This is a genomic window from Nocardia sp. Root136, assembly GCF_001427185.1.
Classification (GTDB): domain Bacteria; phylum Actinomycetota; class Actinomycetes; order Mycobacteriales; family Mycobacteriaceae; genus Nocardia; species Nocardia salmonicida.
In genome coordinates, this window is the sequence record NZ_LMFE01000001.1 from 1,470,378 (window position 1) to 1,482,917 (window position 12,540).

Annotated in this window: 12 protein-coding genes; 6 read left to right on the forward strand and 6 right to left on the reverse strand. The window is 68.2% G+C overall.

Annotated elements, in window-relative coordinates:
* The first annotated feature begins 4 nt into the window (after window positions 1-4).
* Window positions 5-916, forward strand: a complete 912-nt coding sequence (locus ASD42_RS06875) for a LysR family transcriptional regulator (protein WP_063893570.1) — start codon at window positions 5-7, stop codon at window positions 914-916.
* Between the two features lie 36 nt (window positions 917-952).
* On the forward strand, window positions 953-1,948 hold the full coding sequence (locus ASD42_RS06880; protein WP_056815655.1) for a class I fructose-bisphosphate aldolase: 996 nt from the start codon (window positions 953-955) through the stop codon (window positions 1,946-1,948).
* Window positions 1,949-2,032: 84 nt separating this feature from the next.
* Here the strand turns inward: ASD42_RS06880 and ASD42_RS06885 are convergent, their stop codons facing one another.
* Both ASD42_RS06885 and ASD42_RS06890 read right to left on the reverse strand, forming a co-directional pair.
* Window positions 2,033-3,205 carry a GAF domain-containing sensor histidine kinase gene (locus tag ASD42_RS06885; RefSeq protein WP_056811638.1) on the reverse strand — a complete coding sequence of 391 codons (1,173 nt, stop codon included), beginning with the start codon at window positions 3,203-3,205 and terminating at the stop codon, window positions 2,033-2,035.
* The gene (locus ASD42_RS06890) at window positions 3,202-3,870 is read right to left on the reverse strand and encodes a response regulator (RefSeq protein ID WP_056811641.1); all 669 of its coding nucleotides are present in this window, start codon (window positions 3,868-3,870) and stop codon (window positions 3,202-3,204) included. Before ASD42_RS06890 ends, ASD42_RS06885 begins: the two co-directional genes overlap by 4 nt.
* A gap of 134 nt (window positions 3,871-4,004) precedes the next feature.
* On the opposite strand from ASD42_RS06890, the gene rpe reads away from it, so the two are divergent.
* Genes rpe through ASD42_RS06905 form a run of 3 tightly spaced genes read left to right on the forward strand, consistent with a single transcriptional unit; the run spans window position 4,005 to window position 7,365 of the window.
* Window positions 4,005-4,703: a ribulose-phosphate 3-epimerase gene (rpe, locus tag ASD42_RS06895; protein ID WP_056811644.1), complete on the forward strand. Its 699-nt coding sequence runs from the start codon at window positions 4,005-4,007 to the stop codon at window positions 4,701-4,703.
* On the forward strand, window positions 4,700-6,679 hold the full coding sequence (tkt, locus tag ASD42_RS06900) for a transketolase (protein WP_056811646.1): 1,980 nt from the start codon (window positions 4,700-4,702) through the stop codon (window positions 6,677-6,679). Before rpe ends, tkt begins: the two co-directional genes overlap by 4 nt.
* Window positions 6,676-7,365: an HAD-IA family hydrolase gene (locus ASD42_RS06905; RefSeq protein WP_056811648.1), complete on the forward strand. Its 690-nt coding sequence runs from the start codon at window positions 6,676-6,678 to the stop codon at window positions 7,363-7,365. Before tkt ends, ASD42_RS06905 begins: the two co-directional genes overlap by 4 nt.
* 19 nt (window positions 7,366-7,384) lie before the next feature.
* On the opposite strand, the gene ASD42_RS06910 is transcribed toward ASD42_RS06905, so the two are convergent.
* The 4 genes from ASD42_RS06910 to ASD42_RS06925 all read right to left on the reverse strand — a co-directional run bounded on the left by ASD42_RS06910 (window position 7,385) and on the right by ASD42_RS06925 (window position 11,411).
* Window positions 7,385-8,260, reverse strand: coding sequence for a phosphoribulokinase (locus ASD42_RS06910; protein WP_056811652.1), 876 nt, complete (start codon window positions 8,258-8,260; stop codon window positions 7,385-7,387).
* Window positions 8,261-8,271: 11 nt separating this feature from the next.
* Window positions 8,272-9,351: a class 1 fructose-bisphosphatase gene (locus tag ASD42_RS06915; protein ID WP_056811655.1), complete on the reverse strand. Its 1,080-nt coding sequence runs from the start codon at window positions 9,349-9,351 to the stop codon at window positions 8,272-8,274.
* 80 nt (window positions 9,352-9,431) lie between these two features.
* The gene (locus ASD42_RS06920) at window positions 9,432-10,862 is read right to left on the reverse strand and encodes a DHA2 family efflux MFS transporter permease subunit (RefSeq protein WP_056811658.1); all 1,431 of its coding nucleotides are present in this window, start codon (window positions 10,860-10,862) and stop codon (window positions 9,432-9,434) included.
* A 72-nt stretch (window positions 10,863-10,934) separates the two neighbouring features.
* Entirely contained in the window at window positions 10,935-11,411 is a 477-nt protein-coding gene (locus ASD42_RS06925; protein WP_056811660.1) for a MarR family winged helix-turn-helix transcriptional regulator, read from the reverse strand.
* Window positions 11,412-11,525: 114 nt separating this feature from the next.
* Between ASD42_RS06925 and ASD42_RS06930 the strand changes: the two genes are divergently transcribed.
* Window positions 11,526-12,536 (forward strand): LLM class flavin-dependent oxidoreductase, encoded by a 1,011-nt coding sequence (locus ASD42_RS06930; protein ID WP_056811663.1) that lies wholly within the window; start codon window positions 11,526-11,528, stop codon window positions 12,534-12,536.
* Window positions 12,537-12,540: the final 4 nt, after the last annotated feature.

Below are 12,540 nucleotides of genomic sequence, written 5' to 3' on the forward strand. Positions count from 1 at the left end.
AACGATGTTCGCCAGCCCCGACCTGCCCGCCGCCGCCACCTGGGGTCGGCTGCGCACCTTTCTGGCCGTGTACGAGACCGGCAGCGTGCGCGCCGCGGCCGAGACGTTGCACGTGACGCCGCCGGCCGTGTCGGCCGCGATCGCCGCGTTGGAAGACGCGTTGGGCACCAGACTGTTCGGAAAGTCCGGCCGTGGCATCGTGGCGACGGATTCGGGCGAGATCTTCGCCGGATATGTGCGCAGATTGCTCGGGCTGCTCGCCGAAGCGGCGGGAGCGGTACACGATGCCGACCGTGGGCGGGTGCGCATCGGTGCCGTCGCGACGGCCAGTGAGTACGTGCTCCCGGTGCTGATGGCCACGTTCGCCCGAGCCCATCCGCATGTCGAGCTGTCACTGTCGGTGCTCACGCGCGGCGAGCTGTTCGCCCGCGCCGCCGACCACGTCTTCGATATCGCCCTGGCCGGTCGACCGCCGCGTGGGTCCGGGCTGGTCACCGCCGCCCAGCGCTCGAACCGACTGCTCGTGGTCGGACGGCCCGGCCTGGGCGGCGACCCGCTCACCACGCCCTGGTTGCTCACCGGGATCGGCTCGGGCACCCGCGATACCGCACTGTCGTTGCTGAGCCGGTTGCAGGCCGCGCCGCCGCTGCTGACCCTCGGCACCTCGGGCGCCGCGGTAGCCGCCGCGCGGGAAGGGCTCGGGGTCACGCTGGTGCACGAGGAAGCGGCGCGCGAGCAACTGGCTTCGGGGGAACTGGTCTCCTACGGCGTGGCGGGAACACCCCTCGACCGGCCGTGGCACGTCTGCACGACCCCGGAACCGACCTCGGCGACCCGGTTGTTCGTGGCCCATCTGTGCGATCCGGAGCAGGTGGGCGCGGCCGCATTTCACACCCGGTCTCGCCCGAAGGGGTGAGGACGGCGGGTGCGGGGCGCCCCCATGCTGTTCGTCATGACGACACTCCCCGCCACCGCCCTCGCCGACGTCGCCCAGCAGCTCACCAGCGGCGGCCGCGGCATTCTCGCCGCCGACGAGTCGATCAAAACCATGTCATCGCGCCTGGAACAGGAGGGTGTTCCCGCGAGCGCGACCGCCCGTCGCGACTATCGCGAACTGCTGCTCACCACCGAGGGCCTGTCGGAGTCGATCAGCGGAATCATCCTGTGCGACGAGACATTCGGCCAGGATCTCGCCGACGGGCGCCCGTTCCCGATCGCGGCGCGCGAACTCGGCGTCCTGCCCGGCATCAAAGTCGACACCGGCCCCACCGCACTGCCCGGTCACGGTGGTGCGCTGATCACCGAAGGTCTCGACGGACTCGGCGCGCGGCTGGCCTCCTACGCCGATCGCGGAGCCGCGTTCGCCAAGTGGCGGGCGGTGTTCGACGTGCACACGATCACCCCCTACTCCGCCGGCGCCAACGGGCACGCGCTGGCCCGCTACGCCGCGCTGTGTCAGCAGCACGGCATCGTCCCGATCGTCGAGCCCGAGGTGCTGTGCACCGGTGACCACGACCTCGCGGCCTCGGAGAAGGCGACTCGCCTCGCCCTGAGCGCGGTGTTCACCGAACTCGTCGACGCCGGGGTGGATCTCACCGGCATCGTGCTCAAGCCGAACTTCGTCACCCCTGGCCTGGACGCCGCACCCGTCCCGCCCGCCGAGGTCGCGGCCGCCACCTGCACGGTGTTGCGCGAGCTGGTGCCCGCCGACGTGGCGGGAATCGCCTTCCTGTCCGGTGGGCATCCGACTGCGCGAGTGTGTGAGTTCCTGCGCGAACTCGCCGCCCTCGACGAACGGCCGTGGCCTGTGACATTCTCATTCGGACGCGCGCTCGTGAGCGCGGCCCTGCACACTTGGGGTGGATCAGTGACCGAAGTTGGCGCAGCACAACAGGTTCTGCTCGAAAACTGCCGCGACGCCGCCGAGGCCACTGGGCACGCCGAGTAGGTGGGCTTGCCGAGCACTCGGTGCGCGCGGCCGCAACGCGCAGCGGCGGCGCCGCCCCTCGGGCACCGCTGCTGCGTCCGTTGACTACTTCAGCGGTAGTTCCACCAGCAAGGTGGTTCCGCGCCCCCGCATCGACTCCACGCGCAGGGAAGCTTCGATGATGGCGCAGCGCTCGGCGATCGAGGTCAGGCCGAAGTGCTGTTCGCCGTCGGTGTCGGCGGCGCGGTTGGCGCGGCGCTGCGCCGGGTCGAACCCCTCACCGTCATCGGAACATCCGAGGATGACCGAGTCGCCCACCCGGCGAAGCGAGAGCACGATCCGCTGCGCCCCGGCATGTTTCACGGCGTTGGCGAGCGATTCCTGCGCGATCCGGTACAGCGTGGCGGCGGCGTAGTCGGGGATGTCGTCGATCGCGGCGGCGTGGTCGACGAGGAACTCGATCGTCGGGGGCCCGTCGCTGCTCGCCGCGCGCACCAGCGATTCGATCGCGGCGACCAAGCCGAGGTCGTCGAGGACGAGGCTGTGCAGGCCCGAGATCGCCGCCCTGGTCTCGTTATAGGCGAAATCGGCCAGCTCACGAGCGCTGACGAGTTCGGCGCGGGCTCGGGCGAGGTCGCGCAGGCTGGCCTCGTCGGCGACATCGACGTGGCCAAGGAGTTCGGAAACGGTGAGGTCGGCGGCCGACAGATGGAACGACATCGAGGCCAGGGCGGTGGTGACGCCGTCGTGCAGGTCGAAGGCGATGCGCCGACGCTCGGCTTCCTGGGCGGTGATCGCCTGCTCGACCAGGCGATCCCGCTCGCTACGTTGCCGATTGACGGTGCGGAACAGCCGCTGCGCGTGCAACCACAGGCCGAGTACGGCGGCGTATTGTTGCGCGGCGTCGAGGTCTTGCTGCCCGAACGGGTTACGCGGCCCACGGTGCACGGCCAGTACGCCGACCACATCGCCTTCCAGTCCCGGCAGCGGCAGGCACATCCGCGCCACCGTTTGCTGAGGTTCCAGGCGTAACAGCCTGCGGTGCAGAGCATTACGTGGCGAGTCGCTGTCGAGCAGCACCGGTTTGCGGGTACGGGCCACCAACCCGGTCACCCCGAATCCCACCTGTAGTCGCAAGGAACTCGCCGAGGGATGCGCGGGCCACATATCGACGATGCTCAGATCCTGGCCGTCGACGGCGTAGAGCAGCACACCTTCGGCACCGAGCCGCGGGGCCAGCTCCGCCGCCGTGGGGACCGCGCCGCCGGCGTTGCTCATCGGAACAGCCCCTCCCGCAACGCGACCGCGATCGCACCGCTGCGATCGGACACGCCCAGCTTGCGATACAGACCCCGAATATGGGTCTTCACGGTGTCCTCGCTGACCACCAGCTTGCTCGCGACCGCCCGATTGGAATGACCGGATACCAACAGCCCCAACACTTCTGATTCACGCTGGGTCAGCCCGAGGTGCGCGCCGGACCAGAACTGGCCCGCACTGAGCCTGGCCGCGGCCAGCGCCACCCGCCCGGCCAGTGCGGCGTCGACCACTGTCTCGCCCTCGCGGACCCGGCACAGCTGGGCGACTAGTTCGCGCCCGTCGACGCGCTTGAGAATGTACCCGGAAGCCCCCACCCGCAACGCCTGATACAGGTAGTGCTCGTCGTCGTAGACAGTGAGCAGCACAACCTTGGTGTCGGGGTACTGCAGGGTGATCTGGCGGCACAGGTCGAGGCCGCTGGCCTTGCCGATGCGCACATCGCACAGGACGATATCGGGCCGATGCTCGGCCACCATCCCCAAAGCGGCGGTGTCGGTGGTGGTTTGGCCGACGATCACGACCTCGTCGGGAAAGTGGCCGAGCATGGCGTCGAGCCCGTGCAGCACCATCTCGTGATCGTCGACGAGCACAAGCTTCAACGGGGTCGGAGGTAACTCCGGCATTCCCCCACCCTACGGCGACCGACATCGCGGTTACCGGCATTGACGAGATCTCACCCGGGTGCCCACCCTCCAGGGGGAGTGCCCGGCCGCGTCGATGCGGTGCGATGAACTGACCTGATCAGAAAGGCCGCGCCATGCCGGAGTCCTCAGTTCGTCGGCCACTCATAGTGCCGTCGGTCTTACCCGCCGATTTCTCCTGTCTCGGCGAGGAAGTGGGTGATCTGTGCGCGGCGGGCGTCGACCGGATCCAGTGGGACGTGATGGACGGCGTGTTCGTCCCCAATCTCACCTTCGGACCCGATGTCATCGCGTCGGCGCGTTCGCACAGCACCGTCGCCTTCGAAGCGCACCTCATGGTGGTGAATCCCGATGAGCTGCTCACCGAGTACATCGACGCGGGGTGCGAGCTGATCATCGTGCACGCCGAAGCCTGTACGCACCTGCATCGGACCCTCGCCAGAATCCGCGATCTCGGGGTGCGCAGCGGTGTCGCACTCAATCCGCACACCCCCGCCGAGGTCGTCGCGCACGTGCTGGCCGAGACCGATCTGATCCTCGCCATGACGGTGAATCCGGGCTTCGGGGGGCAGGGCTACATTCCGGCGGTCGAACCGAAGATCGCGCGGTTGCGCCGGATGATCGAGGACTCCGGCCGGTCCATCGAGCTCGAAGTGGACGGCGGGATCACGGCCGACACGATCGGGGGCGCTGCCGCGGCGGGCGCCGATGTCTTCATCTCCGGCTCCTGGATGTACGGCTATCCCGAAGGCAAAGCGGCCGCGGTCAAGCGGCTACGCGAAGCCGCGACCTTTGCGCGAGAGGCAGTTCGATGACCGACATCGCACCACCGACCTTCGCGCGCTCGGTGCGCACCGATCTGCTCGCCGTCGATACCCTGCGATTCCTCGCGGCCGACATGGTGGAAGCCGCCCAGTCGGGCCACCCCGGCATGCCGATGGGGGCGGCGCCGATGGCGTGGACACTGTGGAGCCGACACCTACGCCATGACCCGGCCGACCCCGAGTGGGCTGATCGGGACCGGTTCGTACTCTCGGCTGGGCACGGCTCCGCACTGTTGTACGGGCTGTTGCACCTGTTCGGGTACGACCTGCCCGTCGAGGAACTGCGGCGGTTCCGCCAGCTGGGATCGCGGACGCCGGGTCACCCCGAGTTCGGTGACACGCCTGGCGTGGAGTGCACCACCGGGCCGTTGGGGCAGGGGCTGGCGATGGCGGTGGGGATGGCCCTGGCCGAGCGGATGACCGCGGCCCGGTATCCGGAGATCACCGGACATCGCACGTTCGCGATCGTCGGCGACGGGTGCTTGATGGAGGGCGTCAGCCACGAAGTCGCCTCGTTCGCAGGGCATTTGGGACTCGGCGGGTTGATCGTGCTCTGGGACGACAACGAGATCACCATCGACGGCGCGGTCGGACGGTCGTGTAGCGACGATCAAGTGGCACGCTTCGCGGCCTATGGGTGGCATACCGAGGTGGTGGCCGACGGGACCGATATCGAGGCGATAGACGCCGCTCTGCACCGCGCGAAGAGCGATCCGCGGCCGAGCTTCCTCGCGGTGCGCACGGTGATCGGCCATGGTGCGCCCGGTGTCGCAGGCACCTCCAAGGCACATGGTTCCCCACTGGGAGCGCGGCGATTGGCACAGGCCAAAGAGCTTGCGGGATGGACTCTTCCGCCGTTCGCGGTGCCGGAGCAAGTGAGCGCGATGTGTGCCGTGCTCGCGGCGATCGGCGGCGAGGAACATGCGACCTGGCTCGAGGAATTCGCGGCGTTCGACGCTGCCGCGCCGGAGCGTGCGGCCGAGTTCCGACGTGCCCTTGCGCGTCTGCTGCCCGCGGGGTTGCCGGCTGCGCTGGAAGCCGTGGCGGCGGACGCGCCGCGCGCCACCAGGCAGTCCTCGCAGGCGTGTTTGCACGCGGCGCTGTCGACGATGCCGGAATTGGTGGGCGGTTCGGCCGACCTGGCCGGGTCGACCGGCACGGAGTGCGGCGACGTGGTCAGTCGCGGCGACTTCACCGCCGGTGCCATCGCTTTCGGCATTCGCGAGTTCGGGATGGCGGCCGTGCTGAACGGGATGAGCCTGCACGGTGGGTTCCGGGTCTTCGGCAGCACCTTCCTGGTGTTCGCCGACTATCTGCGGCCCGCGCTGCGATTGTCGGCATTGATGAGGCAGCCGGTGATCTATGTGCTGACCCACGATTCGATCGCGGTCGGTGAGGACGGGCCGACGCACCAGCCCGTCGAGCACATCGAGTCGCTGCGGCTGATTCCCGGGGTGCAGGTGTTGCGGCCTGCGAACGATGCGGAGACCGCTCTAGCCTGGGAACTCGCGCTCTCGCGCGTCGACGGCCCTACCGCGCTGATCCTTTCCCGCCAGTCCCTGCCCCAGCTCGACACCGCTGGGACCGGGCCACGAATTGTCGACGGTGCCGAAGTCATCGGCGAGGCAGCCGAACCGGATGTCGCCACCGCGCGCGGGATCGAAATCGTCGCTACCGGTTCGGAAGTCGCACTGGCTGCGGCGGTCGCCGATCGGCTACGGACCGACGGACACGACGTGCGGGTGGTGTCCGCGCTGGATCGGTCCCGCTTCACCCCTGATGCCTCAGCGCACACGATCAGTATCGAGGCGGGCAGTACCGCGGGCTGGGCGGGGCTGGTGGACCTGACGATCGGCATCGACGAGTTCGGACACAGCGGACCCGGCGACGAGGTACTGGCCCACCACGGGTTCACCGTGGAGTCCGTCCTCGACCGGGTCCGCGAATACCTCGACGGCGCACCATGACTCAGCTGCGCGCGGTGATCTTCGATGTCGACGGCACCCTGGTCGACAGCGAACGAGACGGCCACCGGGTGGCCTTCAACACGGCATTCGCCGAGGCGGGGCTCCCCGACCGCTGGGATGTCGAGGAGTACGGGAAGCTGCTGAAGGTCGCCGGTGGCGCGCAGCGGCTGGCGTTCTGGTTCGAACAGCACGCCATGCCGACCGAGCAGGCGCGCGAGCTCGCGCACAAGGTGCACCGCACCAAGACCCGCATCATGCGGCAGATGGCCTCGGACGGGCAGATTCGGGCCCGGCCGGGAGCGCGGGAGCTGATCGAGCGGCTCCGGTCGCGTGGCGTTCGGTTGCATGTGGCGACCACCGGCACCCGCGCGTGGGTCGAGCCCCTGCTGAAACATGCTTTCGGTGAGCCCTTCGACACCGTGACCACCGGAACCGAAGTGCCCGTGCTGAAACCGAGCCCCGCGGTGTATCTGGACGTGCTGATCCAGACCGGTCTGTCCGCCGAGCACGTAGTTGCCGTGGAAGATTCGGCGAACGGCGTGCGGTCCGCGGTCGCGGCGGGGCTGCGGTGTGTGGCCGCGCAGAACGCGTACACGCGCACCGACGACCTCACGGCCGCGGTGCTCGTCGCCGATGGTCTCGACGACCCGGAGCTGGTGACCTGGTTCGACGACCACCTCGCGTGAGGTGGTCGTCGACTCCGGCTCAGCGGGTGCGGCCGCGACGTTCCATGAGCCGCAACAGCATCGGTGTGAAGATCAGCTGCATCGCCAGGTCCATCTTCCCGCCCGGACACACGATCGTGTTCGAGCGGGACATGAACGAGTCGTGCAGCATCGAGAGCAGATACGGGAAGTCGATGCCGTGCGGATCGGCGAACCGGATCACCAACATAGATTCATCGGGAGTCGGAATCGTGCGGGCGACAAACGGATTCGAGGTGTCCACCACGGGAACCCGCTGGAAGTTCACGTGGGTGCGGGAGAACTGCGGGCACATGAAGTTCACGTAGTCGTGCATGCGGCGCAGGATCGTCTCGGTCACCGCCTCGGTGGAGTAGCCGCGCTTGTCCTTGTCGCGGTGCAACTTCTGGGTCCACTCGAGGTTGATCACGGGTACCACCCCGATGAGCAGGTCGGCGTACTGCGCGACATCGACCTGCTCGTTGGCCACCGCACCGTGCAGACCCTCGTAGAACAGCAAGTCGGTGTCGGGGCGGATCTCCTCCCACGGGGTGAACGTGCCCGGCTCCTGGTTGTAGGGCGCGGCTTCTTCCTTGTCGTGCAGGTACTTTCGCACCCGCCCGGTGCCGGACTCACTGTAGCCACGGAACAACTTCTCCAGTTCTTCGAACAGGTTCGCCTCGGGACCGAAGTGACTGAAGGTGTGGTCGCCGTCGGACAAGGCCCGCGCCAGTTCCTCCTTCATGCCTACCCGGTCGAACTTGTGGAAGCTGTCGCCCTCGACGTACGCGGCATCGATGCCTTCCCTGCGGAAGATCTGATCGAATGTGCGCATCACCGACGTTGTTCCGGCTCCGGATGATCCGGTGATGGCGACGACGGGGTGTTTGGCGGACATGAATCTCCTCCTCAGGTGGTGGAACGGTAGAGACCGCGTAGACCGAACAGCGGGCTCCACTGGCCGTCGGGCTCCTCGGCGGCTTCGGCGTGGTACCTCACGATGCGGGCTACCTCGTCGCGGGAACCGAAAATGAACGCGATCCGCTGGTGCAGCTCGGTGGGGACGACCTCGAGGATCCGGTCACGGCCGGTCGAGGCGAGACCGCCGGCCTGCTCGATCAGGAAGGCGATGGGAGCGGCCTCGTAGAGCAGGCGCAACCTGCCTTCTTTGGACGGGTCCTTCGAGTCGCGCGGGTACAGGAAAACCCCGCCCCGGGTCAGGATGCGGTGCGTTTCGACCACCAGCGACGCCACCCAGCGCATGTTGAAGTCCTTCTCGCGCGGGCCGGTCGCGCCCGCCAGGCACTCATCGATGTAGCGGCGCACGGCCGGTTCCCAGAAGCGGCGATTGGAACTGTTGACCGCGTACTCCGACGTGGACTCCGACAGGCGCAGATTCTGTCCGGTCAGGAAGAACTCGCCGAGCTCGGGATCGAGGGTGAAGGCATGCACACCGGTTCCGACGGTGAGCACGAGTTGCGTCGCGGGACCGTAGATCGCATAGCCCGCGGCGACCTGCTCGGTGCCGGGCTGCAAGAAGTCCCGCATCGTCGCGTCCACGCCGGGGGTCGGTGCGCGCAGGATCGAAAAGATACTGCCCACAGCGACATTCACGTCGATATTGGACGAGCCGTCGAGTGGATCGAAGGCGAGGAGGTATTTGCCGCGCGGATAGTCGGGCGGGATCGGGTAGGGGTCGTCGAGTTCCTCCGACACCATGCCGGCCAGGTGGCCGCCCCACTCGCAGGCATGCAGGAAGAGATCGTTGGCGACCACGTCGAGCTTCTGCTGCTGCTCACCCTGCACGTTCACCACCCCGGCGCCGCCGAGGACGCCGGTGAGCGCACCCGAGGCGATGCGCTTGGAGATCGCCTTGCAGGCCAGTGCGACGTCGAGGATCAGGGAATTGAGTTCACCGCTGGAACCGGGATGGCGGCGGCGCTCTTCGATGAGGAATTGGGTCAACGTCGTGCGATCGGTCAGCATCATTCGAGGACACCACCGAACCCCCCGGGCGGACATCCACCCGGGGGGTGAACCGCAGGGGTGGTTCCCGGCGATTCGTCACTTCAGAAGGCAGGCACGGCCTCGGCGACCGGCTTCGCTTCGCCGCTGTCCTGCTTGCGCAGGACGGTGGCGCTGACGGCGAGCGCGGCGGCGAGCAGACCGGCCGCGACCGTGAATGCCAGCCGGTAACCGCTGGTCAGGGCTGCGGCGTCGGAGGCGCCGGCCACCAGTTCGGTGCCGGTCCGCGCGGCGGCCAGGGTGGACAGCACCGCGACACCGATCGCCATGCCGACCTGCTGCGTGGTGTTGAACAGCCCCGAGGCCAGGCCCGCGTCGTCGGCTTCGGCGCCCGACATGCCCAGCGCGGTGAGTGCGGGCAACACCAGCCCGCCACCGGCGACGGCCACCATCACCGGCAGCACGTCGGTGAGGTAACCGGCGTCGACGGGCAGCCGTGTCAGCCACGACATCCCGGCCAGCAGCAGCACCAGACCGGCGATGAGCACGGTCCGCTCCCCGAAGCGGGTGATCAGGCGGGCAGAGGCGAACAGTGACACCCCGCCGATGGCGACAGCGGCGGGCAGCATGGCGAGGCCGGTCTGCAATGCGTTGTAGCCCAACACCTTCTGCAGGTAGAGCGCCACGATGATCTGGAAGGCGAACATGGCGGCCAGGGTGAGCATCTGGACCACATTGGCGCCGGAGACCGTGCGGGAGCGGAAGATTCGCAGCGGCAGCAGCGGGTTGACCGCGGTGGCCTGACGGGCGACGAAAGCGGCGAGCAGTGCGGCGGCCAGCGCGCCGAGGCCGAGGGTGTGGGCCGAGACCCAGCCGTAGCGTTCGACCTCGACGACAGTGTAGATGCCGAGCATCAGACCGGCGGTGACCAGGGCGGCGCCGAGCACATCGGCACCGGCGGACCAGCCGAGACCACGGTCGGTGGGCAGTGACTTCACTGCCACCAGCACCGTCAGCGCGCCGATCGGCACATTGATCAGGAAGATCCAGTGCCAGTTCAGCGCATCGGTGAGCACGCCACCGAGCACCTGGCCGATCGAGGCGCCCGCAGCGCCGGTGAAGCTGAAAACACCGATGGCCGTTGCCCGTTGGCGCGGCTCGGTGAAGATCGTCACCAGGATGCCGAGCACCACCGAGGCGGCGATCGCGCTGCCGACGCCCTGCAGGAATCGGGCCGCGATCAGCACGGCGGGAGTGGTCGCCACGCCCGCCAGCACCGACGCGGCGGTGAAGACGACAGTGCCGGTGACGAACATCGTCTTGCGGCCGATCAGGTCACCGAGGCGCCCGGCCAGCAGGAGCAGACCACCGAAGGCGATCAGGTAGGCATTCACGGTCCAGCTCAGACCCGCGGGCGAGAAGCCGAGGTCCTCCTGGATCGCCGGCATGGCGACGGTGACGATGCTGCCGTCGAGGATGGTCATCAGCATCGCGGCCGACAGCACCGCGAGGGCGGTGCGCTGGGACTTTGTCATGGGTCATCTCCTGCTGGAAGCGAACAAGAGAGACCGTACTAGATAGTTTCGTAATAGACAATCTATAACGGACTATTGCCTGGCGCGGCGCGCGGGCGCAGCCTCGACCGCCGCCGACAAATGCCCCTCCACCAGGTGATTCAGCGCCCGTACCAGGGATTCACGCTCAGCCTTCGGCAGCGAACCGAGCGCGCCCTGATGGACGCCGTCGACGATTTCGGCGCTGCGCGCGGCGAGTTCCGCACCCGCGGGCGTCACGGAGATGATGCGAGCGCGGCGGTCGGTGCTCGACGGCTTACGTTCGGCCAGACCGGCCTTTTCCAGCGCGTCGACGGTGACCACCATGGTCGTCTTGTCCATGTCGCCGAGCTCGGCGAGCTGGGCCTGCGTGCGTTCGGCTTCCAGCGCGTGGACCAGCACGCAGTGCATGCGGGCCGTGAGCCCGATTTCGGCCAGCGCCGCCGCCATCTGCGTGCGCAGGACATGACTGGTGCGGTCGAGCAGGAAGGACAGGTCGGGTTCGGTGCGCGTGGTCGCCAGGGCGGTCATACCACTCACTATAGTTTCGTCATAGATAATCCGCATTCATCCATAAATCGGTGAGGAATGTTATCGGACTACGGTCCGTTTATAAGAGGACCGCATCCCGAAGAGAGGGTTCACATGGAACTGGGGCTCACCACCTTCGCCGAGCTGTACCCCACCGCCGACCGGCCCGCGCCGACCGCCGCCGAGCGGCTGCGTCAGGTGGTCGACGAGGCTGTGGCGACCGAGGCCGCCGGACTCGATGTGTACGGCGTGGGCGAGCATCATCGCCGGGATTTCGCCGCGTCCGCCCCCGCCGTCGTCTTGGCCGCCGCTGCCGCCCGGACCGAGCGCATCCAGTTGACCAGCGCCGTCACCGTGCTCAGCTCCGATGATCCGGTGCGCGTGTATCAGGACTTCGCGACGCTGGACGGACTGTCGAACGGGCGCGCCGAGCTGATGGCGGGGCGCGGATCTTTCACGGAGTCGTTCCCGTTGTTCGGGTACGACCTGGCCGACTACGACGCGCTCTTCGAGGAGAAGCTGGCACTGCTGCTGCGCGTGCGCGAGGAAGGCCCCGTCACCTGGACGGGCCGATTCCGGGCGCCGCTGCACGACGCGACGGTGTATCCGCGCACCGACGATCGCCCCCTGCCGGTATGGATCGCGGTCGGCGGCAGTCCCGAGTCGGTGATTCGCGCCGGACTGCTCGGACTGCCCCTCGCCATCGCGATCATCGGCGGTGAGCCCGCGCGGTTCAAGCCGCTGGTCGAGCTCTATCACCGCGCGCTCGCCGAGGGCGGACACGAGAAGCAACCGGTGGCGGTGCACGCGCACGGCTATGTCGCCGATACCGACGCGCAGGCCGTCGCGCAGTTCTACGAGCCCTACGCACTGGCCATGTCGACCATCGGCCGCGAGCGCGGCTGGGGTCCGATGACACGTGCGCAGTTCGACGTCCTGCGCTCGCAGAACGGTTCGCTGTTCGTCGGCACCCCCGACTATGTGGCGAGCAAGATCGCCGAGGTCCGCGACACCCTCGGCCTCGATCGCTTCATGCTGCACACCAGCGTGGGGACCCTGCCGCCCGAGCAGGTGCTGCACAGCATCGATCTGCTCGGCACGAAAGTGGCGCCGCAGGTGCGGTGAGTGC

Excerpts from the sequence above, each read along its gene's own strand:
- ASD42_RS06880 (WP_056815655.1), top strand. The coding sequence starts at position 953 with ATGACGACACTCCCCGCCACCGCCCTCGCCGACGTCGCCCAGCAGCTC.
- ASD42_RS06920 (WP_056811658.1), bottom strand. The coding sequence starts at position 10,862 with ATGACAAAGTCCCAGCGCACCGCCCTCGCGGTGCTGTCGGCCGCGATG.
- ASD42_RS06905 (WP_056811648.1), top strand. The coding sequence starts at position 6,676 with ATGACTCAGCTGCGCGCGGTGATCTTCGATGTCGACGGCACCCTGGTC.
- ASD42_RS06915 (WP_056811655.1), bottom strand. The coding sequence starts at position 9,351 with ATGATGCTGACCGATCGCACGACGTTGACCCAATTCCTCATCGAAGAG.
- ASD42_RS06910 (WP_056811652.1), bottom strand. The coding sequence starts at position 8,260 with ATGTCCGCCAAACACCCCGTCGTCGCCATCACCGGATCATCCGGAGCC.
- tkt (WP_056811646.1), top strand. The coding sequence starts at position 4,700 with ATGACCGACATCGCACCACCGACCTTCGCGCGCTCGGTGCGCACCGAT.
- ASD42_RS06925 (WP_056811660.1), bottom strand. The coding sequence starts at position 11,411 with ATGACCGCCCTGGCGACCACGCGCACCGAACCCGACCTGTCCTTCCTG.
- rpe (WP_056811644.1), top strand. The coding sequence starts at position 4,005 with ATGCCGGAGTCCTCAGTTCGTCGGCCACTCATAGTGCCGTCGGTCTTA.
- ASD42_RS06930 (WP_056811663.1), top strand. The coding sequence starts at position 11,526 with ATGGAACTGGGGCTCACCACCTTCGCCGAGCTGTACCCCACCGCCGAC.
- ASD42_RS06885 (WP_056811638.1), bottom strand. The coding sequence starts at position 3,205 with ATGAGCAACGCCGGCGGCGCGGTCCCCACGGCGGCGGAGCTGGCCCCG.
- ASD42_RS06875 (WP_063893570.1), top strand. The coding sequence starts at position 5 with ATGTTCGCCAGCCCCGACCTGCCCGCCGCCGCCACCTGGGGTCGGCTG.
- ASD42_RS06890 (WP_056811641.1), bottom strand. The coding sequence starts at position 3,870 with ATGCCGGAGTTACCTCCGACCCCGTTGAAGCTTGTGCTCGTCGACGAT.